Origin of the sequence: Nostoc sp., from assembly GCF_036917775.1 — a bacterium.
GTDB lineage: Bacteria > Cyanobacteriota > Cyanobacteriia > Cyanobacteriales > Nostocaceae > Nostoc.
In genome coordinates, this window is record NZ_JBALEQ010000087.1 from 17,034 (window position 1) to 38,059 (window position 21,026).

Here is a 21,026-nt window from a genome sequence, read left to right on the forward strand (position 1 = left end):
AAATTCTCGTTTAATTATTTGCTGTAAACATTTTTAGAAATGGTATTAGCAGCAGTAACATGAATCCCAAATTCTTCTCCCAATTGCGCCCCCAAAGTTCCATGAACGAATAATATGCCTAGTATTGCAATCCCCGCTAACAAGTAACTCCACTGCACCTGTCTAGAAGCATCCTTCCGCCAGCGATAGCGTTGCAAACCTCTCCATACAGTCATGGCGACAATGATCGCCAACAGCAAAACGCCACCCAAACCATGTAAAAGCATTGTCCAACCAGCACTCAACCCCCAAGCACTCTTTTGATCGACTGGTGGATTTGCCAAAAGTAGCTCAAAAAAACCAGCCGCAACCGTAAAAAATGTGATACCTGCTGCTGCTATGAGGTTGTACCAACCGACATCAAAAAAGCTAGAACGGATAGCGGCCAATCCCAAAAATTTGAAAATTGGTTTTTCTAAAGAAAACAGCACTCCTGCTATGTCAAAAATGATGGCAATGATGAATAAACCCAGCGTTAGATGCACCAACTGGGGATGTACAGGAATCTCGTAGGGTAATCCGTTAGCACCCAGGCGCAATCTCAACTGCTCAATCAGTTGCGGGTTCATTGTGAAACTCCCTGTTTCATGGCTTGAACTACAGGCTCAACGTGCAACCCATACACCCAAAACAGTTTACTCCCCAAATACACTTGCAAAAATACTAGGCAGACTAACAATGTTGCAGCCCCAAGGTAAGCGGGTGGTACTTTTCGGGGGCTACGGTTGCGAATCACAAAACGCCAAGCTGCGATCGCGGCAACCATCGCCGCCAATGACCAACCCAAGACGGTATGATAATTCAGCGTTGACTGCGCTGCTTTCTGGGCTTGGGCTAGTCCGGCTTCAAACTGGCCAAAGATAATCGCGATGAAAATTGCGATCGCAGCAACAAACATATTCCAAAAACTCACCTCAAATAAACGCACGTTGCAGGTGAAATAGCCTAGAACATCGCACACAAAAGAAAAAAGCACCATTGCGATTACGAAGTGGACAATGATGGGGTGCAAAGGGTCAGGGTATGGTAAATTTTGGCTATTTAGAGACAGAGCAGGCATCACTTTTTCCCTTATAAGTCTAAGTATGTAAATAGATGCTATCCATCTAACGCATTATTCATATTGTCAAGAATGCTAGGGCTAAAGCCGCAGTCAAGTAATTAAAAAGATTTAAAAAATGTGATCCACTTCAAATTTTAAAGTAAATTACGAAATCCGGATTTTCTCTTATCTACTATTTTTAGTAATTATTTATTCAAGCATAAAAACTAATCAAAACAGCTATAGGTTTCATTAATCTAATATACTAATCGATATCAACTAAAACTGATAAACCAGGTTTCTCTGAATATACCATAAATTATGATTCAGATTGAAATAGCCTTTAAATCTATACCTTAACAAATCTTACAAATAAAGACATCCTATTGTCACAGGAATGACAACTAATTAAAATATTGGTCAGTAAAACAATATACATTTTATCTTTCTCTGGATAGATTAGGAAAATACTAGGTTCACTTAAGATACTAAAAGATTTTGTTGTTTTTGGCATTATCTTGTCTATATTAGCAGTGCTACTAGCTAGAAAAACTAAAGGATTATTAGTTGCTGAAAGTGCTAATACTCAAACTATAGCTAATATCCGTTCTTTATCAAAAATAGAACCAGGGGTACAAAAAGTTATTCGTGTGCTAACTATGCAGCTTGCTCCACAAAAAGTATTACTCAACCTGGAAATCCAGTTTTCTAAAAATCTCACAGGTGAGGAAATAGCATTAGCTGTAGAAAGTTTAGAAATAAAAATTAGCCAAAAACATCCTGAAATAAAACAAATTTTTATTGAAGCAAAGTCTTTAACTGCTACTTACAAATATTCTCAATTTTTAAATTTAAGGAGAATTCTGTTTCGAGAAATATCAACTACAGCGTTTCAGAATAGCACTCAAAGCTTATCGGCACAATAAATTATGATAAAGATTATTGGTCAAGTACAGGCTTTTGATTCACCAGGTATCCAGCCTCGATGGACGGCGGTTTTGCCCAAAACACTGGTTGGGGTAAGGGGGACGCGCTTGGCCATAATTATCTAATATAGGGCTGATATTTAATTGCGTGAAAAATACTTCGTACAACTCAAAAAGCCTTATTGCCTCTTGCCTTCCCATGCAAGCAACTTAAAAAATCAAAGCGGAAATTCTAGAAAATTTCCCTCAACGATATCAAATTTTATGATCAGCTAATTTTCTGATTGCGTAATCAATGTAGTATCTAAAGCGGTGTGTAATGACTCATCTTATCGGTAAAAAAACTGTTTGGCAGAAATTGGCTTTAAGAATTTTTAGTATGGCATTGCTGCCTACATTAACTACTTATCCCGCTTTCGGTGCAGAGCGCCTAAAATTTAATTATGGTGTTTTAGAAAGGTCTATCCCCATTAGTTCGCTTGAGAACTATGCTAAGACAGGTAACGTGGATGAAGATTTTGCTGGATATAGTCAGTATGTAGACAAAAAGCAACTAACTCAACTGCGGAAAGTTTTACTAACTCGTATTCCCTTAAATGAAGTAGAAATTTCGCAGTTTCTTTATACACCAATTGGTGAGCGATTATTACAAAAATTAGGGAAAATTATTCAGACAGAATCTAGGTTATCAGGCTTTTATGCAATTCGCTCGGCACTAATTTTATCAGCCGCAGATCAAAAAGATTTCACCCTCTTAAATGTATTACGCAAGTTTCCTGCAAGCTCAATTTCCATAAACTTAAACCAGACTTTAGGAGTAGCAGAGACATTACAAGATTTAGTAAATCAAACTCAAAATGCAGTAGCACTTATTAACGAAGAATCTCAACAAAATGTAATAACTGTTTCTAAGGTTGATTCTATTCCATTGATGGACTTAGGTAAAACCGGAAGTTTTCGTTTCTTAAAACAAACTATTACCCTTAATGACCTTACACGTAATAGAAGATTCTTAGCTGATATTTACCTCCCAGTTGCTCAAAATCCTCGGAAGATAATTGTTATTTCGCATGGACTTGGTTCTGACAGAACAAGTTTTGCATATCTAGCTGAACATCTCGCTTCTTATGGTTTTGTGGTTGCTGTTCCAGAACATCCGGGTAGTGATTCAAAACAACTACAAGCATTATTAAAAGGTACAACAAATCAAGTTACTAATCCTAGAGAACTTATTGACAGACCTTTAGATATTAAATACTTACTAGATGAACTCACGAGTTTATCTAAGTCGAATCCAACCTTTCAAGGACGTTTAAATTTAGACCAAGTTGGTGTCATAGGGCAATCATTTGGTGGATATACAGCGTTAGCATTAGCTGGTGCAAAGATCAATTTTGAGCAATTGAAAGCTGACTGTTCCGCTTTAGAAGATACGTTAAATGTTTCGCTATTACTTCAATGTTTGGCTGTTAATTTGCCAAATTTTCAATATAATTTATCGGATACAAGGATAAAAGCAGCAATTGTCATTAATCCAGTTGGTAGAAGTATTTTTGGTCAGGCTAGCTTTAGCCAAATCAAAATTCCTGTGATGATTATATCTGGCACTTCTGATACTGTTACTCCGGCTTTGCTAGAACAAATTCAGCCTTTTACTTGGTTAACAACTTCAAATAAGTATTTAACCCTTATCAATGGCGGGACACACTTTTCTACAATTGCCGAATCACCCAATGCAACGATTCCTGTTCCTACACAAGCAGTCGGTTCAAGTCCAGCTTTAGCGCGTCGCTATGTTAAAGCTTTAAGTGTTCCTTTCTTTGAAACGTATATTGCTGGGCAGCCAAGTTACCTTCCATACTTGAGTACAGAATACGTTAATAAAATTAGTCAGCAACCACTACCGTTAAGTCTAATTACATCTCTGACATCTGAAGAACTAAAAAAATATAAATAGCCTCTAATAAAGATGAAGCCAAAGCGCTTTGTCCATCTACGTTTTTGGGTTATTTATTTTTTTAGTACTCCCTAATGCAATAATTTCTTCAAAGCAGAAGTAGTCTACGAGATTAGTTAGTGCCTTGATCAGATGCTCGTGCTGCTCAGGAATTTGTTTAATCAGCATAATAATTTCTTTAGCATTTATTCGGAGCGCTGCCTGATGCAGTTGCTCAATCCAGTCGTTAGGCATGACGCTTAAATCTGCAACCGTTAATTTAGGTGTGAAGGAGGAAGCGTTAGAAGGCCAAGATGCTTTTTCCTGATTTTCTAGTTCATCAGCATAAACATAACGAACACCCAAATATTCAGCCATCTTTTCAAAAATTACGGTCGTCCGAAATGGCTTACGCACAAAGTCATCAAAACCTATGGACAGCGCTGTTAGGCGGTCTTCTTCAAATGCGCTTCCGGTCAATGCAATAATAACTGGGGTTTGAGAGCTTGCTGCTTTAATATGTTTGGTTGCCTCAAATCCGTTCATAATTGGCATCCGTAGATCCATCCAAATGAGGTGAGGCGACCAATTTTGCCAAAGTTCGATCGCAGCTTGACCATTTACCGCTTCCCGTACCTCAAAGCCAACGGGTGTTAATAACTCAATTAGAAGCTGCCGATTTTCTAGTTTATCCTCAACAATCAGAATGCGATAGCTGGGTTGTCCCTTTTCTAAACCGATAACTTGCCGACTTGGTGCAGGTGTTGGCAAGGTATCCATAATTACTGCACGAGTTCGGATATCAAAGGTAAAAATTGAGCCTTTTCCGAGCGTGCTATTTACCCTGATATCTCCGCCCATGAGCCGCACAAATCGCTGGCTGATGGGTAATCCAAGCCCAGTACCTTCCTGAGCTTTTTGCCCCGCCTCTGTTTGGACAAATGGCTCAAATAGACGATTAAAGTCAGAATCAGCAATGCCGCAACCCGTATCTTCGACGCTGAAGTTCAGGGTGATGGGTTCATCTGGTGTGATGTTTTGGTTAGGAGTTTCTACCCGCAAGGTTACTTGACCAAGCCGCGTAAATTTAATTGCGTTTCCTAATAGATTAACCAGTACTTGGCGTAATTTACTCTCATCGGCACAGATGTATTGGGGAATGGCTGGCGATCGCTCCAAAATGAGTTTTAATCCTCTAGATTGGGCTTTCAATGCAAACATTTGTTGCAAACGATCCAAAAGCCCGTAGAGGTCAAAATTTGTTTCGCTGAGGATAACTCGACCTGCTTCAATTTTGGACATTTCCAATACATCATTGATTAAGGTCAGTAAGTCTTCGCCACTACGGTTGATCGTGTCAAGATATTCTTGTTGCTGTGAGTTGAGCAATCGATTTCGCAGCAGCAGTTGGGTAAAGCCAAGGATGATGTTAAGAGGAGTCCGCAGTTCATGGCTCATATTAGAGAGAAACTGGCTTTTGGCAAGGTTGGCAGCATCTGCGGTTTCTTTGGCTTGCTTGAGCGCGGCTTCGGTTTTTTTCAGCTTGGTGATATCACGAGCCACCCAAAGTACTGTATTGTCAGATAATGGCGAAACACTAGCTAAAAACCAAGTTTCTCGATTCTTGTTTGATAAGTGGTATTCAACAAAAACATTTTTACGACTTCCATCTGGGTTTCTGGGTTCTTCTTTCAGATGCAACGCTTGCTGAATGGCATCGAGTATTAAATTGGCGATTTCTTTTGGTAAAACTTCATCAACTTTTTTGCCAATGCGATCTATATCAGGCTTATAAGCGAAGGATTGTGTTAGCACATACTTTGTTTGCACATACTTTTGGTAACGTCCCTCTGCATCAAAAACCACTACCATATCAGTCATAGCAGCGAACATTAACCGGAGTTCTGCTTCGGATGTTTTTAGTGCTGCTTCTACTTTTCGGCGACTCTTTTGGGCAGCTTCGCTAACGCGAATTTCCCTCTGAAGTTGGGCATTTTTCTCACCGAGTTCTATGGTGCGTTGCGTGACTCGGCTTTCTAATTCTTCGTTAGTTCGTGCTAGGGCTAAAAAGGATTCACGCAACTGATGAGCCATAAGGTTAAAAGACTCCGCCAAAGAGTTTAGCTCGGTTGTACTGTTCACCGAAACCTTTTGGTCTAAGTTTCCGGCGGCGATCGCTTTGGCTGTACTTCCCAGTCGGAGAATTGGCTGTGTAATCCAGTGAGCGGTAAGAATGCCCAATCCAGTTGCAAGTGCAAAGGCAACCAGGCAAAGTAAAATTGTTGAACGAGTATTGGCATTAATTTGATCCATGAAATCCCGTTCTGGGACAACCACGACGATTAGCCAGTCTAATCCCTGCTGCCTCATCGGTACAATTTGTAAAAATTGCCGTTGACCCTCAATGTCAAAATCTAGTTGTTGTTTTTCGGTAATCTGGGTTAAGTCTACAAAGTGTTGCTGCAAAAATTCAGTAGTGCGTCGCGTCAAAATATCACTACTGGCGATCGCCTCAACTCGATCTGGATTCTGATCTATGATTGGGGCTTTTGGATTTGTAATTATGTAGGGTTGTTGAGTGGCAGAACTCCCAACCAGTAATCCTGTTTGGCGTTCTAGGATGAAAGTTTCGCCCGTTCGCCCGATTTTGAGAGTCCGCAGATATTGACTAATCCCAGTCAGTGAAAAATCGACAGCAGCAACGCCAAGCAGATTGCCGCCATCATCATAGATCGGCAAGCTGGCATTTAGCACATATTTGGGTGTGGCAAACAGTTTATAAATTCCACCCCAGCTAGCTGTCTTAGACTTAACTGCCGATTGATACCACGGACGAGTCCGAGGATCGTAATTAGGCTTGGATCTTAAAAGTTGAGTGTAATGTCCCGGTTGGTCTGCGGCATAAATCCGAATTTCATTCCCAGTGGACTTACCTGAAAGTTTCACCTCAAACTGACCATCATCCGCCCTTTGAACTGCAACGTGTTCACCATATTCTGACCCAACGTAAACTGCTGTCACTGTGTCAAAGGTCTTCAGTTGATACCAAAGGTGTTGTTCTAATGTTAATAATTTTTGGATATTAAGTTCACCCAGCTTAATCGCATTAGCGTTTAATTGATTGATTTTATGAGGCGTTTCAACATATACCTTTAGGTACTGCTGGATTCGAGCTGTGATTTCATTTCGGAGTTGGATTGCAACTTCATTAACTGCTCGTTGCCCATTATGTATTGATAGCCACCCTGTTAGCCCTACGGCTAGAGAAATTTGCAGTACAAACGGCACTACAAGAATGTGGCGCAACTGCACATTTTTAGTCAGCTTTGAAAGTCCAAGGGTGAAAGAAGGCATATCCGAATTCCTGAAATTAAACAGCAATGTTGGGGTAATAATATTTACACATAAGCCTATTAATTATGATGAATTCTATTTGGCATAATTATAGAAGATGAAATGTCTCAGATGATATTACCCTCTTGGGTAATATTGAGAATTAATACATTACCCTATTATGTGAGATTTGAAATTTATCTTTTTCTTAAGAAGTTCAGAATCCCCTAAGTCCTTTTACTTTAAGAAACGCTACCTATAGCTTGCTTGTACCGAGCTAACTCTGGTACATTGCCTAGCGACTCAATCTTGAAAAATCAAGCTAAAAAACGGATAATAATAAGGTTATAACTTGATTTAAAATTGTGAAAAATTATGCAAAGGAATTAAAATAGAAAAATTTTACGTACTCAATTTATTTTTAATTACTGCCAATAAAAATAAACTAAGTAGGTAAACGGATATAAAACAATAATATAAATAAATGTAAATTTATCAGTACTTGGAAATTACCAATATCATCAATAGATTTGTTACATGGATGGAATTTATTATCACTTATAATCCATAATTTATTTACATTACGTTACCACTAGCTTGATAATTAACGACTCTCTTAGCCCTTTGAGAAGTATGGAATTAAGCCAATCATCCAAGGGAGACATTCTCATAGTTGATGACACTCTAGATAATCTTCGCCTTTTATCAGCAATGCTCAACGAGCAAGGATACGAAGTGAGGAGTGTTACCAATGGTTCTATGGCGTTAATTGGTATACAAGCTCAACCTCCAGATTTGATTCTGCTCGATATTACCATGCCCGGAATGAACGGCTATGAAGTATGTCAGCGACTCAAATCTAATCCGCAAACACAAGAGATTCCTGTCATTTTTATTAGTGCGTTGAATGAGGTATTTGATAAAGTGAAAGCCTTTTCGGTTGGAGGCGTTGATTTTATTAACAAACCTTTTCAGATTGAAGAGGTGGTTGCTCGAATGGAGCATCAACTCAAACTTTGCCGCTTACAAATGCAACTTCAGGAGCAAAATCGGCGCTTGCAGGAGACAGAAGCAGAACTAAGGCGATCGCTAGAACACCAAAAAGCCCTGAATCAACGCATCGAGGAAATGGTGGCGCTAGAAGAACGCAATCGGATTGCGCGTGACATCCACGACTCTCTAGGACATTCCCTAGTAGCGCTAAATGTGCAAATGGAAACAGCATTAACTCTTTGGGAAACCGATTCTAATCGGGCGCGATCGTTTTTATTAGCAGCGAAAAAATTGGGTTCTGAAGCCTTGCAAGAGGTACGGGAATCAGTTTCGGCAATTCGCTCCGATCCACTCCACGGACAATTGCTCGAAAATGCGATCGCTAACCTTGCACAGGAATTCTATCACCTCACCGATGTCTTACCATACTGCAAAATTGATTTATCACAACCGCTTTCCGATTCAGTAAATCATGTTGTGTATCGCCTTGTCCAAGAAGGACTAACCAATATTTATAAACACGCCAATGCCACAGCTGTTCAAATTAGAATTCAAACAACGGCGGCAGGGCTATCGTTGATACTCCAAGATAACGGTAAAGGCTTTGAATGCGATCAATCCGTTGCCGGATACGGACTCCAGGGAATGCGAGAACGAACAGTTACAGTCAACGCCCAGTTAGAAATTGTTAGTAAACCGGGCGCTGGTTGTCGGATTGTCGCTAACTTTCCCAGAGATCAGGGAGGAGGAGTAGGGGGACAAGGGGACAAGGTGACAAGGTGACAAGGTGACAAGGTGACAAAAGTTTAGAACTTACAACAAGTCTTTCCCCTTGTCCCCAATTCTCCTTGTCCCCAAGTCCTCTTTCCCATACCCAATTATTAAATGTTGTAACGTTTCTACAAGGGTTTCAGGTAATCCTTCATTAATTTTTGGAGATATCTATCGATCGTTCATCAAAACCAGAAAGAGATAATTACCATGAAAAATGATAAATCCTCTCCTATTCGCCTGTTAATCGTTGACGATCAGAGCCTTATTCGTCAGGGACTGAAAGCAATGCTAGAACAGGAACCTGATTTGGAAGTCGTCGGTGATGCTGAGAATGGTAAAGTTGCTCTAGAGCTTGTTGCAGAACTTCAGCCCGATGTGGTGCTAATGGATATTCGGATGCCCGAAATGGATGGACGAACTGCAACAAAACTGATTACGCAAAACTTTCCTAATATCAAAGTTCTCGTCTTAAGTACATTTGATGATGATTCTTATCTAACAGGGGCAATGCGTGCAGGTGCAAAAGGATATTTGCTTAAAGATATGCCTTCAAGTGAGCTAGCAGATGCAATTCGCTTTGGGCATTCTGGCTATACTCAATTTGGGCCGGGGTTATTTGATAAATTATTGGTTACGGAAGCAGCTTCAGCTAACCAAAATTCCGCTTCATCAAAGCCATCGGAAATTACCGCACGAGAACAAGAGGTTTTATGTTTGATCGGTGTTGGTGCAACGAACCGCGAAATTGCCCAACAACTTTATATTACCGAAGGAACGGTAAAAACTCATGTGACGAGTATTTTAAACCGCCTCAATCTAAAAAATCGATCGCAACTGGCAATCTATGCAAATTCTGTTCTCAATCAAGAAAGGAAACTAGCCGGGAAGCTACCCGAATAAACCAGAGGGCGATAAAACAATTCTAGGAATAGCCTTTTCTAAGTGGGTAAAAATTTTGGTCACAAAATTCCTCTTCAATCTCTTGACTCTGTGTTCTCTGTGCCTCTGTGGTTAAATAAATTACTTTTTAACCACAGAGGCACAGAGAACGCAGAGAGAAAAAAGAGATTTTACGAGTCACCTTGAGAGGGCTAGTCTTAAATTCTTATATAAAATATCTCAACAAGGGAATTTTTATCTTGTTTGTTAATATTTATTGCTTAATTTTATAAAAGAGGTAATCAGCCGTGTAATTCACACTAATTTCTCGGTTTTCAGATGATTTATCACACCCTTCAACAGGGGCTTTTCCACCAACTGTATTGATCCGTTGAATCCAATTTACTTGGCGGAAAATACCATTTCCTTCATGAGATTGCGCCTCTAATAATAGCCAGGGAATGGCATCATCTTGTGGTGCATTTACCTTAGATTTCAACTTTCCCACAACTTTGCTACCGTCTTTGGCTTCCCAAGTTGGGCCTGCATAATGCTTGCCCAAATCTTGCCCTTGCTCATTCAACAACACGGCATCGGGAGACTTAAGCGTCCACTCGTACTGTTCAGGGGATTCTGATTTCGGTTTGCAGATATAGATTTGTGAACCCTTAGCAGATGCTTTTAGAAGAAGTTGCTCACCATTTGGGACTTTTATACTATCAGGGATCGGAGCTACATCGGCTATGCGTTGGGCAGGCTCCATAGTTCCGGCGATCGCAGTTTTTACAGAAACACCCCACCCATTCAACATCAGTAGCGAAACAACGAGGCTGCAATTTATCTGAAGAATTTTACAAAAAGTAGGTGACATAGTAGATATCTCCTTCATTTGTGACTTTAAAGTTTTTGTCGCGCCATCAGTTGGGCAAACAATCCTGGTTGATTGGCGAGTTGATCAAAACTACCTTCTTGGACTACACGACCGCTCTCGAATACATAGATGCGATCGGCGTTGCGAATGGTACTCAGACGGTGAGCGATCGCAATTCGTGTCACCTTCAAACGCTCTAAACTTTGACTGACAATCGCTTGAGTGCGGTTATCTAAGGCACTGGTGGCTTCATCAAATAACAAGATTTTGGGTTTTAATACTAGCGATCGGGCAATCAATAATCGCTGGCGTTGCCCTCCAGAGATATTAGTTCCTCCTTCACTAATTACCGTGTGCATTCCCATTGGCATCGATTCAACATCCTCAGCAAAGCCAGCCATCCGCGCGGCTTCCCACGCTTCATCCATTGAGATCATCGCTCCACTGGCGATATTCTCAAAGATCGATGCAGATGTCAATCGGCTATTTTGCATCACAACTCCTAGTTGTCGACGCACTGCATGAATATCCAACCCGGTTAAATCTTGTCCGTCGTAATAAATCGTGCCAGATTCCGGGACATCAAACCCCAGTAATAATCGGAACAGGGTTGATTTTCCACTCCCCGAAGCTCCAACAAAAGCGATAAATTCGCCAGGTTCCGCATGGATGCTAACATCATCCAATGTCAAAGGCCCATCATCTCGATACCGGAAAATTACATGATCCACAACCACTCGCCCAGAAAGCCGACCTGGATCAGCTTTTTCAGAATCAACTTCCGGTTTAGATTCGAGAATCGGCTGCGCTCGTTCCCACAAAGGAACCACTTGTAAGACATCTATAATCGTGCCACTAAGACTGGTAGCTCCACCGATAAATGTACCAAATGCCGCATTAAATGCTAAAAATACACCTGTAGATAAACCACCTTCTGATGAATTAGCTTGCTGAAGTAAACTGCTGGCGAACCAAAAAAGGATTGCTGTAGTCAATACAGGTAAGATTTTATTAATCACAGCCAGAGCATCTTCAATGCCTTGGGTACTCAGCATCCATTTGATTTGCTGACTGTACTGTTTTCCCCAAAAAGCAAAGGCGCGGGCTTCTGCGCCTGCAACTCGTAATTTGCTAACGCCGTTGATTAACTGCACCATCACCCCTGAGAGTTGTCCTTGTAACTCTAGTAAGGGACGAACCTTCCGCAGAGTGTAAATTCCTGAAACCAGAGTAATAGTAATGTTGACAAAAGCAACAAGAGTGGCAATTAACGCTAGCGAACCGTTGTAGTAAAAAAGCAATCCTAAATTTAGAAACGCAAACAAGCTGGTGAAAATGCTTCTGAGAACAGTGCTACTGAGCTTTTGGCGGATTTGACTAATGGCGCTTACCCGTGAATTCAAGTCTCCAGTTGAGTACTGACGGAAGAATGATGCTTTTAGATTCAATAACCGATCCCAGACTGCTGCTTGGGTGGAAGCATCGGCAAAGGTCTCCACGCGCATGATTGCAAAGCCTTGGGCAAGTTGAAACAAGGTGCTACCAAATGCAGTTGCTAGCAGCGCTAAGGCAATTTGCACTAATAAACCGCGATTGGCATCAGGAATGGCACTGTCAATCAAGATGGCCATAGCTTGGGGAACAATCATTCCTAATAAACTTGTTGCCATACCCGCAGCCAAGACAATCAACAATTCCTTGTAGTGTCCTTGGAGAGCAAATTTCAGTAAATCGATGGTGGTGAGAACTTTATCAGGTAATGGGCGATAGAAGGTATACCCGGTGAGCGCCAGTTTAATCGCACTTTTAGCATTAACCGGAGTGCGCGATCGCTTAATTGGATCAAAAATTTCATAGCGGGTATCAGATACAGGTAACAGCGCCACCGGATTGTTATCTTCTAGCGTGTAAGCCAGCATCGCACCGCAATCCTTCTTCCACCATTGACCCTGTAAAGCGATCGTTCTGGTTCGCAAACGCGAAGCCCGAGCGATCGCTTGTAGCGGATCTTGAACTCGTTTCAGGTCTTCAGACTTGGCTGGTGGTCGAATCGTCACACCCAAAGTCCGCCCAACAGCACCCGCAGCGATGAGCAAAGCTTGGTCAAAATCATTGGCTTCAATTTGAGCAGAAGCGGCACTTTGCGGAGATTGCAGCAACGAGGCTAACTCGCCCAGCGTCTCCTTCATTACATGATCGTTGAGGTGTTGCCGTTCTTGAAATCGGTTTAATTCTACCTCCTTTTCCTCCTGTTCCAGAAGAAAAAGGCTTTGAAGAAAGTAGACTTGAATTTGGAAAATCCCCCTCAACAGAGTATTACCATCCTCAATTTCAGACGTAGTTAGGATTTCTAGCTCGGTTGTATCTTCAGCTTGAAACCACATATCTGCACTCAACGGCACCAATCCTGATTGAGGCATAACTAACAGTTGCTCAAACCCCATCCAAACCGCGTAACCACGCTGAACTTGTACCCAGGATACCAGTTCTCGCTGTGGTTGGAAAATCTGACCATTGCTGAGTGAGAAATAGCGAACCCCTTCTTCTTGAAACGGCAGTGCAGGTGGAGTAATAGAAGACAGCGCCAATCCTAGTTGCTCAATCCATCCCTCGATTAAAGTTACGGCTTCGTCATTGCGATCGCTAATAAATTCCCGAAAATCTTTCCTTGAAACTTTCATAAGTTCCGTTTCTTCAATCGACACCGCCAGAAGTTGATAGGGTATCGGCTGAGAATCACTAATGATGCCAAACATTGCCTGTCTAGTTCGGGTAGTAAATAAATAGCGGCGACTTCCCTCAGCAATTCCCTCTTTCACCGGAATTGCAAACACCGCCAATGAACCCGATTTTACAATCCAAATCGTCTTCGGGTCATTGAGAATAATTGGCTCATTGCCTTTGAAGTGATAGTACTCTCCCGGCAGGGTGGCGCTGCGAATTTGATCTAACATATTCTTACTCCATAAAATTAATCCAAAACCTTGGCGCTCTTGGCGGCTTGGCGGTTCGATAAATCATGTATTTTAAAAATTTTTGTGTGAGTTCCGATAGTATAAAATAACGAACCGCCAAGAACGCCAAGAACGCCAAGGAAGAAATGCTTAACTGAACTCTATTCTTCCTGAGCCGCTTCCCCTTCACTGCGAATCAATTGCAAATACTTACCTTCAACCCTCTGCAATTCTTCATGGCTACCCCGTTGCACCACCTTGCCGCGATCGAAAACAATAATTTCGTCACAATCCCGAATTGTGCTTAACCGATGCGCCACAATTACACAAGTACAGCCACGCTCCCGGAGTCTCTGATCGATCGTTTTTTCTGCCTCGGAATCAAGCGCACTGGTCGCTTCATCCATCACCAAAATTGCCGGATTATTCACTAAAGTGCGGGCAATTTCTAATCGTTGTCGCTGTCCACCGCTCAAATTAGATGCCCCTTCTGCGAGGTCAGCGTTGTAACCTCCAGGCATGGAAAGTACTACATCCTGAATTGCAGCATCTTTGCAAGCACGAACCAAGTTACTAAAAGGCACAGTCGAATCCCAAAGCGTAAGATTGTCGCGGACAGTGCCAGCAAATAGCGAGATATCTTGCTCAACAAGCGCAATTGAATTAGTGAGAATCGATCGCGGAATATGTTTTCTCGGTTTACCATCAAATAAAATCTCTCCCGCCCACGGTTCGTATAATCCACATACCAGCTTGGCAACGGTTGACTTACCCGAACCACTGCCACCCACTAAAGCAACTCGTTGACCGGGTTTAAGTGAAAGACTGAAATTTTCGATTAAGGGAGGTGCAGAGCGGTTATAGCCAAAGGTGATATCACGGAGTTCAACATAACCTTGAAGCCGAACGTTTGCGGCAGGTAGTTGAGTTGCCGATATACTAATGTCTCGCTCTACAGCAGGGTCGATGGGATTGCGTAACACATCATCTAACCGACCCAAATTGCCTTCCATTTCCTGGAGTTCACCCGCTAAACTCACCAGATTATTTACAGGCTCTAGAAATCTTTGCATCAAGGCTTGAAAAGCAATCAGCATCCCAATACTGAGTACGCCATCCATTACCCGTAGCCCTCCCACAGCCAGCAAAAGCATAGATGTAATGGAGGTGAGAAATGACGGCAACACACCCAGATTTTGATTAGTTGTATCCATTTCTTGCCGAGCATTAATTGCCTTAGCGTAATAACCTGCCCAGCGCGAAAAGAATTCTGACTCTAGCCCGGATGCTTTGAGCGTTTCCATACTTTGCAGTCCCGAAATCGCTACCCCATTGACTTTGCCTTGTTCTTGCATTAATCGCAAGTTGGCATCGACGCGCTGCCGTGAAACCCATTGCCACACGCTGACATTCACGATTACAAAGGCAATGCCGATCGCAGTCAGAACGACATCATATTGCAACATGACTGCGGCATAAAAGACAACGGTGAAAGCTGAGATTACTGTCGTCGCTAATCTTCCTGAAAGCAGATTTGCCAAGCTATCGTTGAGGCGAACACGACTGCTAATTTCTCCGGCAAATCGCTGATCGTAAAAACTCACTGGTAGCCGTAGAATATGCCACAAAAATCGGCTAGACATCCCCACCGCTAGCTTAATTTTCATGCGTCGCAGAAATTGCAACTGAAGCAATGTGAGAAAACCATTCAAAATGGCTGTGAGGATCATCCCTAAAATTAATGGCCGCAACCAATCACTTCTGCCTTCAATCAAGACATTATCAACAAAGGCTTGGGAGAACGCAGGGATGGCTAATCCGGGAATCACTAACAGCAAGCCGGCGATCACACAATAAACCAACGCTCCCAGAGAACTCTGCAATCGATCCCATAAGGATAATGTTAGGCTCGGTTTCCGTCCTCCTGGCTGGAACTCTGCACTTGGTTCACCAATTAGCACTACACCAGTAAAAGACTGATCGAATTCTGGGAGTGAAACTGTGCGGGGCCCAGTGGCAGGATCGTTAAGATAAACTTTGTCTTTGGCAAATCCTTCGACTATCAGAAAATGGTTGAAATTCCAAAAGACAATATAAGGACATTGCAGTTTGCGTAACCCAGCCAAATCGACCTTAAAACCTTTCGCCTGCAATCCGTAGCTGCGAGCCGCATTGAGAATATTAGATGCTTTACTGCCATCCCGTGAAACACCACAAGCTTGACGGAGTTCTGCAAGGGGGACAATGCGATCGTAGTAGCCTAAAATAATTCCCAGTGCGGCTGCACCGCATTCCACTGCCTCCATTTGTAAGAGGGTGGGAGTCCGACGACGGCGATCGGGACGGCTGAAGATCCGTTGAAATTTTTTAAATCGAAGCCCAATTTGTGATTGAATTTGCCGCATAATCAATACATTCCACTCCACGATCGCAGAATCGGAAACACAAAGGAAATCGGGGATTGTTCATCCACTTTCACGCGCACTGAGGTCGTGGTTCCCGGTGTAATTTGGCTATTTGGCCCTTTAGAAGATGACCACCGAAAACGGCTTTTAGTCGAAGGATCTGGCTCAAGTTCCGCAAAAACTTGAATTTGTGCGCCTTCTGTGGTTAACCCTTGTAAAACTTCCAGACCACCGACAACACTTGATGCGCTTTCCTTACTAACCGGAAATGCAGAAATACTTGTGACTTTCCCGATAATACCACCAAAGCGTTCTCGTTTAACGGTCGAAGGAGTGACTTGCAACTCCATCCCCTTTTGAATCTTTTTGCCTTCGCTAACCGGGAAGAATGCCACCCCAACTAACTTATTCCTGGAGTCTCTAGCTTCGATTGTGCCAATCCGAGATCCTTTTTCCAGGGTTTGTCCAGGAACAGCAGAAAGTTCGAGAATTCGTCCATTGAAATTGCTAGTTACCTGGCTGTTTGCCTTGATTTCTAATTTTAATTCTGCGATCGCTCGCTGGGTGTCTTGAATTTCTTTTCTGCGATTAGTAGAAATAGCTAAATCTTGTTCTGCTTGCCCAGCAAACTTACTATCTAGTACTGCTAACTGTGCTTGCAATTCTTTTGTTGAATTGATATTTGCTAAGAATTCTCGTTCTGCATCCGCTTCTTTAACATTGAGTTGTTTGAGTTGCGATTCGATTTCATTGATTTTGGTTTTACTATTGAGAAATTCCTGTTGCGCTTGAAGAACGGTATCACTCGAAACTGCTCCTTCTTCACGTAACTTTTGGCGAATGTCAAATCGTTCTTTGAACGTGGGCATCAAATCTCGTGTTGTCTGCAACTGTTCCTGTAAGTTCTGACGCTCTTGCCGAATCGACTCCAGACCTTTACTTCTGAGAATTGGTGTTAGTGATTGGGTTGTTTTGAGAGTTTGCAAGAGTGCTTGACGTTGTTGCCCAATTGCACCCTTATCTAAAACCGTTCGCTGAAGTTGCAGAGTATTGGCATTTTGGTCTTGTTCCTGAAGTTGAGCCAGCTTGACTCGTGCAAGTTTCAACTTATCTTGAAGTTCAGTTTGGTCGATTGTCGCTAGTACCTGTCCTTTCTTCACCTCATCGCCTGCACGAACAAAAAGCATGAGAATCTGCCCGGAACTAGGAGACTGGAACCCAACGACTTTGCTAGGAAAAACCACTACGCCTTGTCCAGCTACAGTAATGGGAATGCGACCAAAAACACTCCAAACAAGTCCAACAACAATTAGAGATCCCATCGCAGTTAACGGAATCCACTTCTTTGGTTGAACCACCTGCATGAGTTGATCGAGCCGCTCCGGGGAGGATAAACGATCGAGTGCTTCTTTGCGGAATAGATTGCTTTTGTTGGTCGTTACCATACTGACTCCATTCAAATTGTAGAAATTTGTATATTAGGGAATTGGGAATGAGGGGAGCAAAGGAAGCCGGGGAAAATCAGAGAGAAGAATTAATAACCAATGACAAATGACAAATGACAAATGACCAATGACAAATGACCAATGACAAATGCCCTAATTCCCGCGAATCTGCTTCAGCATCCAATCAAATCGAGTCCCCGCCAGTGTTACTTGAGCCAAAAAGCTAGAACTCAGTTCATCTTCATAAGTCAAGCGTTCATCTAAAGATTTACCTGAGCTATAGTTAATCCTGCCGTAACCCAGACTATTGATGATTCCTTGCTGTTTATCTGCTAACAAAATCGCTAAGACTCGATAAAATCGGGCAGCAAAACCCACATCGTGTAACAATTTGGCAGAAAGTCGCCATCTGGGAATCGATAACACAGTCGCATCCTCAACCGCCCGAATTGTCATCGCGGGTGGACTGGCTTCGACAAAGGGCGTTTCGCCAACTATGTCACCCCGCGATAATTGAGCAAACTCCCGTTCGATATGATCTGTCTGTTCTAAAGTTGAAAAGGCGCGGGTGAGAGGATTGCTTGTATCTTCAGCAATGGAAGCCACCATCTTGCCATCTAATAAAATATAGAGAGCATCAACGGGTCTTCCGGCTTGAAACAACACTGTTCCCGCAGGAAGTCTTATGGCACTGCCTGCAACAATCATCCAACCAATATCGCTATCATTTAATTCTGCAAATGTAAATAAGATTTCTCGAATTTGGGGCTGAAAAAGCACGACTGTGCTTTGACCAATTTGACCGATCATCTGCTCTAATCGGTGAGCAAGTAGAACTGCGATCGCTCGATAAAAATGGGCTGCAAAGGTGACATCTTCTTGCAATTTTTGAATCAACTGCTGCTGAGGAATCATCAACACCAGGGACTTTCTAGCGGCTTTGACTGTAGTTGAAGATTGGTAGGAGGCTAAAAAAGGCATTTCTCCTACAACTTCACCATTTGCCAGCAGTGCAACCTCTCGTCCAGATAGTTCGCCACCTTCAAGGGCGGCAAATGCCCGACCAATGGGATTATCGTCAGCCTGAGCGACAGAAACGCTTAATGCACCATCAAGCAGAATGTAGAGAGCATCAACAGGTGTTCCTTGACGGATGAGGATCGTACCAGCAGTAATTTCTTCTCTTTGACCCGTTGCCAAGATCCAGTCAATATCGCTATTTGTCAGTTCCTTAAGTAGAACTTCTGTCATAATTTAACTTCCTTGTGTTCTGCTAACGGGAGAGAAATGGAGAGGGGTAATTCGTAATTCGTAATTTAATTTATGGTTCAGATATAAGGAAGCCTTAACTTAGACTTTCCGCAATTTTGAATTTTGAATTGTTCAACTCCCCATTACGCGATTAACTAGGTTGATGATTTGCTACAGGTTTTTAGCATCAATCACCGCGACCTTCATTCGGCTCAACGCTTATTGGTTTATTGTCATTCCAATAAGGAAGCTTTATATTCTTAAGCTTGTTTGCGATCGCTTCAGACAGATTGTTATATTTCTCGTCCGTAGGATACTCGCCTGGATAATGCTCACCTACGGCAATACCACCCGAAATAGTTGCGAGTTCTTGAGGCGATAGCTCTTGTGATTCATTTTGCTTTTTGTTTTCCATTGCAATTCTTTCTCCTTGTCATTTCATTTATTAGTTAATTCGTTCATTTCATGAAGTACGATTATCAATCGCGCGAGAACAATTTCAAAAAGCAGTTAAGCAAAAACCCAACTGCAATTGATTGATTTGAGAAACTCCGTTTATGTAGAACCTTCGATCGCAGATATATCTCCAAACAACTCACCAAGAGCCTTTATATCCTCTGTTGTCGCGTCGGTGATAGAGAGGTGGAACACAGAAGAGTCTGTTGTCTCTGCATGAAAAGCCGACCGTTTTGAGTGAAACCCTCGTCCTCGTGATGTTTGTTGGCTAAATCCCCTTGTCGATCTGTGAGATCGTATAGATGTAAACTGTAAATTGAAACCACCAGCTACATCGTCTAACTCTTCATCTGATAGTTCGATCGCTTCATCATTCGGAGTAATTTCGTCACCTGACATAGAAGCTCCTTGACCCCACGTGTTAAAGTTAAATAAGGCGGAGGGAGTTAACCGATTGGCTGCTAGGCTCATGGTTAACAACCCCTCCTGCTCCCGAAATTCGTCAAATCGAGAAATCTAGCTCAAGCTTCAGGGCTAGAAATACCCGCTTCCTTAAACTCTCTAAGGTCTTGCTCAGAGAAAACGCTTACTTGAAAGGTAACGCTCTTAATACCGCCTTCTTTAGGAATTTCCACAAAACCAAACTGGAAATCTTCGGCATTTGCGTTTGTTCCCAAGACATCGCTAGTTGCGCCACCGGCAATATAATCAAGTTCTTGATTGGATAGTTCCAGCATTTCATTAGGCTGCACATTTTCCATGATCGTTGTCCTTCTCCTTATGGTGTTGCTTATGAGCCTAGAAATAAATTACTAGGAATTCCGCTAGGAAATTCTTCTCCAGTGAATTTGATTTCGTGCAAATCTTGTTTAGATATAGTAGTTTCCTGACTGTTGAAGGATGCAATGCCGCCATCAGCACCGATAATCACTGCACTACTTTGCTTATCCGAAAAGTTGAAGTTGTGAGCATCGACAAAGCTAAAAGCACCACCAGCAACGTTGTCCAATTCTTCAGCAGATAATTCTACGGGTTTAATGTTGTCAGACATGATGTTTTCTCCTTAATGTGTAATGTGTGTGTTATCTCAAATAAAACTGTGACTAACTCTCAAGAGTGGAAGGAAAGAAACCAGTTGCTTTGATTTCGAACAAATTTTGTTCAGATACAGCAGTTTGCTGAGTGTTCAAAGAACTAATACCGCCATTAGCACCGAGAACAGTTGCACCAGCTTGCTGATCAATTGCGTTGAAGTTGTGAGCATCAACCAAGCTAAAAGCACCACCAGCAACGTTGTCCAATTCTTCAGCAGATAATTCTACGGGTTTAATGTTGTCAGACATGATGTTTTCTCCTTAATGTGTAATGTGTTTAATGTGTGTTCTATCTGTGTTCAATAAAGCAAGCTGCTTTATTGAGTTCTGCCCTGTGTAATTAGTTACTACTTTTCAAGAGTGGAAGGAAAGAAGCCAGTTGCTTTGATTTCGTGCAAATCTTGTTGAGATACAGCAGTTTGTTGAGCGGTGAAAGATCCAATACCGCCATTCGCACCAAGAACGGTTCCACCAGTTTGCTGATCCAATGCAATGAGATTGTGAGCATCAACCAAGCTAAAAGCACCACCAGCAACGTTGTCCAATTCTTCAGCAGATAATTCTACGGGTTTAATGTTGTCAGACATGATGTTTTCTCCTTAATGTGTAATGTGTTTAATGTGTGTTC

Annotated in this window: 19 protein-coding genes; 5 read left to right on the forward strand and 14 right to left on the reverse strand. The window is 42.2% G+C overall.

Going from position 1 to position 21,026, the window contains the following annotated elements; translation table 11 throughout:
• Window positions 1-14: 14 nt before the first annotated feature.
• Both V7K69_RS16860 and V7K69_RS16865 read right to left on the reverse strand, forming a co-directional pair.
• Entirely contained in the window at window positions 15-608 is a 594-nt protein-coding gene (locus V7K69_RS16860) for a DUF2231 domain-containing protein (RefSeq protein ID WP_335036280.1), read from the reverse strand.
• Complete coding sequence (locus V7K69_RS16865; protein ID WP_335036282.1) at window positions 605-1,099, reverse strand: DUF2231 domain-containing protein; 495 nt, start codon at window positions 1,097-1,099, stop codon at window positions 605-607. Before V7K69_RS16865 ends, V7K69_RS16860 begins: the two co-directional genes overlap by 4 nt.
• A 500-nt stretch (window positions 1,100-1,599) precedes the next feature.
• Between V7K69_RS16865 and V7K69_RS16870 the strand changes: the two genes are divergently transcribed.
• The 3 genes from V7K69_RS16870 to V7K69_RS16880 all read left to right on the forward strand — a co-directional run bounded on the left by V7K69_RS16870 (window position 1,600) and on the right by V7K69_RS16880 (window position 3,964).
• The gene (locus V7K69_RS16870) at window positions 1,600-2,007 is read left to right on the forward strand and encodes a hypothetical protein (protein WP_335036284.1); all 408 of its coding nucleotides are present in this window, start codon (window positions 1,600-1,602) and stop codon (window positions 2,005-2,007) included.
• A gap of 3 nt (window positions 2,008-2,010) precedes the next feature.
• Entirely contained in the window at window positions 2,011-2,133 is a 123-nt protein-coding gene (locus V7K69_RS16875) for a hypothetical protein (protein WP_335036286.1), read from the forward strand.
• A 193-nt stretch (window positions 2,134-2,326) separates the two neighbouring features.
• Window positions 2,327-3,964: an alpha/beta hydrolase gene (locus tag V7K69_RS16880; RefSeq protein WP_335036288.1), complete on the forward strand. Its 1,638-nt coding sequence runs from the start codon at window positions 2,327-2,329 to the stop codon at window positions 3,962-3,964.
• 36 nt (window positions 3,965-4,000) lie between these two features.
• Here the strand turns inward: V7K69_RS16880 and V7K69_RS16885 are convergent, their stop codons facing one another.
• Window positions 4,001-7,297 carry an ATP-binding protein gene (locus V7K69_RS16885; protein WP_335036290.1) on the reverse strand — a complete coding sequence of 1,099 codons (3,297 nt, stop codon included), beginning with the start codon at window positions 7,295-7,297 and terminating at the stop codon, window positions 4,001-4,003.
• 612 nt (window positions 7,298-7,909) lie between these two features.
• On the opposite strand from V7K69_RS16885, the gene V7K69_RS16890 reads away from it, so the two are divergent.
• Together V7K69_RS16890 and V7K69_RS16895 are read left to right on the forward strand one after the other, a co-directional pair.
• A complete protein-coding gene (locus V7K69_RS16890; protein ID WP_335036292.1) occupies window positions 7,910-9,052 on the forward strand; it encodes an ATP-binding response regulator in 1,143 nt (380 codons plus the stop codon).
• A gap of 198 nt (window positions 9,053-9,250) precedes the next feature.
• Window positions 9,251-9,943, forward strand: a complete 693-nt coding sequence (locus V7K69_RS16895; protein ID WP_335036294.1) for a response regulator transcription factor — start codon at window positions 9,251-9,253, stop codon at window positions 9,941-9,943.
• Window positions 9,944-10,196: 253 nt separating this feature from the next.
• Here V7K69_RS16895 and V7K69_RS16900 read toward each other — a convergent pair whose 3' ends face one another.
• The 11 genes from V7K69_RS16900 to V7K69_RS16950 form a co-directional block, all read right to left on the reverse strand.
• Window positions 10,197-10,793, reverse strand: coding sequence for a DUF3455 domain-containing protein (locus tag V7K69_RS16900; protein WP_335036296.1), 597 nt, complete (start codon window positions 10,791-10,793; stop codon window positions 10,197-10,199).
• Window positions 10,794-10,819: 26 nt separating this feature from the next.
• Window positions 10,820-13,747 carry an NHLP bacteriocin export ABC transporter permease/ATPase subunit gene (locus tag V7K69_RS16905; RefSeq protein ID WP_335036298.1) on the reverse strand — a complete coding sequence of 976 codons (2,928 nt, stop codon included), beginning with the start codon at window positions 13,745-13,747 and terminating at the stop codon, window positions 10,820-10,822.
• Between the two features lie 161 nt (window positions 13,748-13,908).
• Window positions 13,909-16,152 carry an NHLP family bacteriocin export ABC transporter peptidase/permease/ATPase subunit gene (locus V7K69_RS16910; RefSeq protein ID WP_335036300.1) on the reverse strand — a complete coding sequence of 748 codons (2,244 nt, stop codon included), beginning with the start codon at window positions 16,150-16,152 and terminating at the stop codon, window positions 13,909-13,911.
• Window positions 16,153-16,154: 2 nt separating this feature from the next.
• Window positions 16,155-17,597 carry an NHLP bacteriocin system secretion protein gene (locus tag V7K69_RS16915; protein WP_335036302.1) on the reverse strand — a complete coding sequence of 481 codons (1,443 nt, stop codon included), beginning with the start codon at window positions 17,595-17,597 and terminating at the stop codon, window positions 16,155-16,157.
• Window positions 17,598-17,750: 153 nt separating this feature from the next.
• Window positions 17,751-18,848 (reverse strand): cyclic nucleotide-binding domain-containing protein, encoded by a 1,098-nt coding sequence (locus V7K69_RS16920; RefSeq protein ID WP_335036304.1) that lies wholly within the window; start codon window positions 18,846-18,848, stop codon window positions 17,751-17,753.
• Window positions 18,849-19,035: 187 nt separating this feature from the next.
• Window positions 19,036-19,263: a hypothetical protein gene (locus V7K69_RS16925; RefSeq protein ID WP_335036306.1), complete on the reverse strand. Its 228-nt coding sequence runs from the start codon at window positions 19,261-19,263 to the stop codon at window positions 19,036-19,038.
• A 140-nt stretch (window positions 19,264-19,403) separates the two neighbouring features.
• Window positions 19,404-19,775 (reverse strand): hypothetical protein, encoded by a 372-nt coding sequence (locus tag V7K69_RS16930; protein WP_335036308.1) that lies wholly within the window; start codon window positions 19,773-19,775, stop codon window positions 19,404-19,406.
• A 50-nt stretch (window positions 19,776-19,825) separates the two neighbouring features.
• The gene (locus V7K69_RS16935) at window positions 19,826-20,065 is read right to left on the reverse strand and encodes a hypothetical protein (RefSeq protein ID WP_012408488.1); all 240 of its coding nucleotides are present in this window, start codon (window positions 20,063-20,065) and stop codon (window positions 19,826-19,828) included.
• A gap of 29 nt (window positions 20,066-20,094) precedes the next feature.
• Entirely contained in the window at window positions 20,095-20,355 is a 261-nt protein-coding gene (locus V7K69_RS16940) for a CTB family bacteriocin (RefSeq protein ID WP_335036310.1), read from the reverse strand.
• Window positions 20,356-20,407: 52 nt separating this feature from the next.
• Window positions 20,408-20,647 (reverse strand): CTB family bacteriocin, encoded by a 240-nt coding sequence (locus V7K69_RS16945; protein ID WP_335036313.1) that lies wholly within the window; start codon window positions 20,645-20,647, stop codon window positions 20,408-20,410.
• A 98-nt stretch (window positions 20,648-20,745) separates the two neighbouring features.
• Window positions 20,746-20,985, reverse strand: a complete 240-nt coding sequence (locus V7K69_RS16950) for a CTB family bacteriocin (protein WP_335036315.1) — start codon at window positions 20,983-20,985, stop codon at window positions 20,746-20,748.
• Window positions 20,986-21,026 lie beyond the last annotated feature (41 nt).

Excerpts from the sequence above, each read along its gene's own strand:
- V7K69_RS16920 (WP_335036304.1), bottom strand. The coding sequence starts at position 18,848 with ATGACAGAAGTTCTACTTAAGGAACTGACAAATAGCGATATTGACTGG.
- V7K69_RS16925 (WP_335036306.1), bottom strand. The coding sequence starts at position 19,263 with ATGGAAAACAAAAAGCAAAATGAATCACAAGAGCTATCGCCTCAAGAA.
- V7K69_RS16865 (WP_335036282.1), bottom strand. The coding sequence starts at position 1,099 with ATGCCTGCTCTGTCTCTAAATAGCCAAAATTTACCATACCCTGACCCT.
- V7K69_RS16935 (WP_012408488.1), bottom strand. The coding sequence starts at position 20,065 with ATGGAAAATGTGCAGCCTAATGAAATGCTGGAACTATCCAATCAAGAA.
- V7K69_RS16900 (WP_335036296.1), bottom strand. The coding sequence starts at position 10,793 with ATGTCACCTACTTTTTGTAAAATTCTTCAGATAAATTGCAGCCTCGTT.
- V7K69_RS16860 (WP_335036280.1), bottom strand. The coding sequence starts at position 608 with ATGAACCCGCAACTGATTGAGCAGTTGAGATTGCGCCTGGGTGCTAAC.
- V7K69_RS16905 (WP_335036298.1), bottom strand. The coding sequence starts at position 13,747 with ATGTTAGATCAAATTCGCAGCGCCACCCTGCCGGGAGAGTACTATCAC.
- V7K69_RS16950 (WP_335036315.1), bottom strand. The coding sequence starts at position 20,985 with ATGTCTGACAACATTAAACCCGTAGAATTATCTGCTGAAGAATTGGAC.
- V7K69_RS16945 (WP_335036313.1), bottom strand. The coding sequence starts at position 20,647 with ATGTCTGACAACATTAAACCCGTAGAATTATCTGCTGAAGAATTGGAC.
- V7K69_RS16885 (WP_335036290.1), bottom strand. The coding sequence starts at position 7,297 with ATGCCTTCTTTCACCCTTGGACTTTCAAAGCTGACTAAAAATGTGCAG.
- V7K69_RS16895 (WP_335036294.1), top strand. The coding sequence starts at position 9,251 with ATGAAAAATGATAAATCCTCTCCTATTCGCCTGTTAATCGTTGACGAT.
- V7K69_RS16940 (WP_335036310.1), bottom strand. The coding sequence starts at position 20,355 with ATGTCTGACAACATTAAACCCGTAGAATTATCTGCTGAAGAATTGGAC.
- V7K69_RS16890 (WP_335036292.1), top strand. The coding sequence starts at position 7,910 with ATGGAATTAAGCCAATCATCCAAGGGAGACATTCTCATAGTTGATGAC.
- V7K69_RS16915 (WP_335036302.1), bottom strand. The coding sequence starts at position 17,597 with ATGGTAACGACCAACAAAAGCAATCTATTCCGCAAAGAAGCACTCGAT.
- V7K69_RS16875 (WP_335036286.1), top strand. The coding sequence starts at position 2,011 with ATGATAAAGATTATTGGTCAAGTACAGGCTTTTGATTCACCAGGTATC.
- V7K69_RS16880 (WP_335036288.1), top strand. The coding sequence starts at position 2,327 with ATGACTCATCTTATCGGTAAAAAAACTGTTTGGCAGAAATTGGCTTTA.
- V7K69_RS16930 (WP_335036308.1), bottom strand. The coding sequence starts at position 19,775 with ATGAGCCTAGCAGCCAATCGGTTAACTCCCTCCGCCTTATTTAACTTT.
- V7K69_RS16910 (WP_335036300.1), bottom strand. The coding sequence starts at position 16,152 with ATGCGGCAAATTCAATCACAAATTGGGCTTCGATTTAAAAAATTTCAA.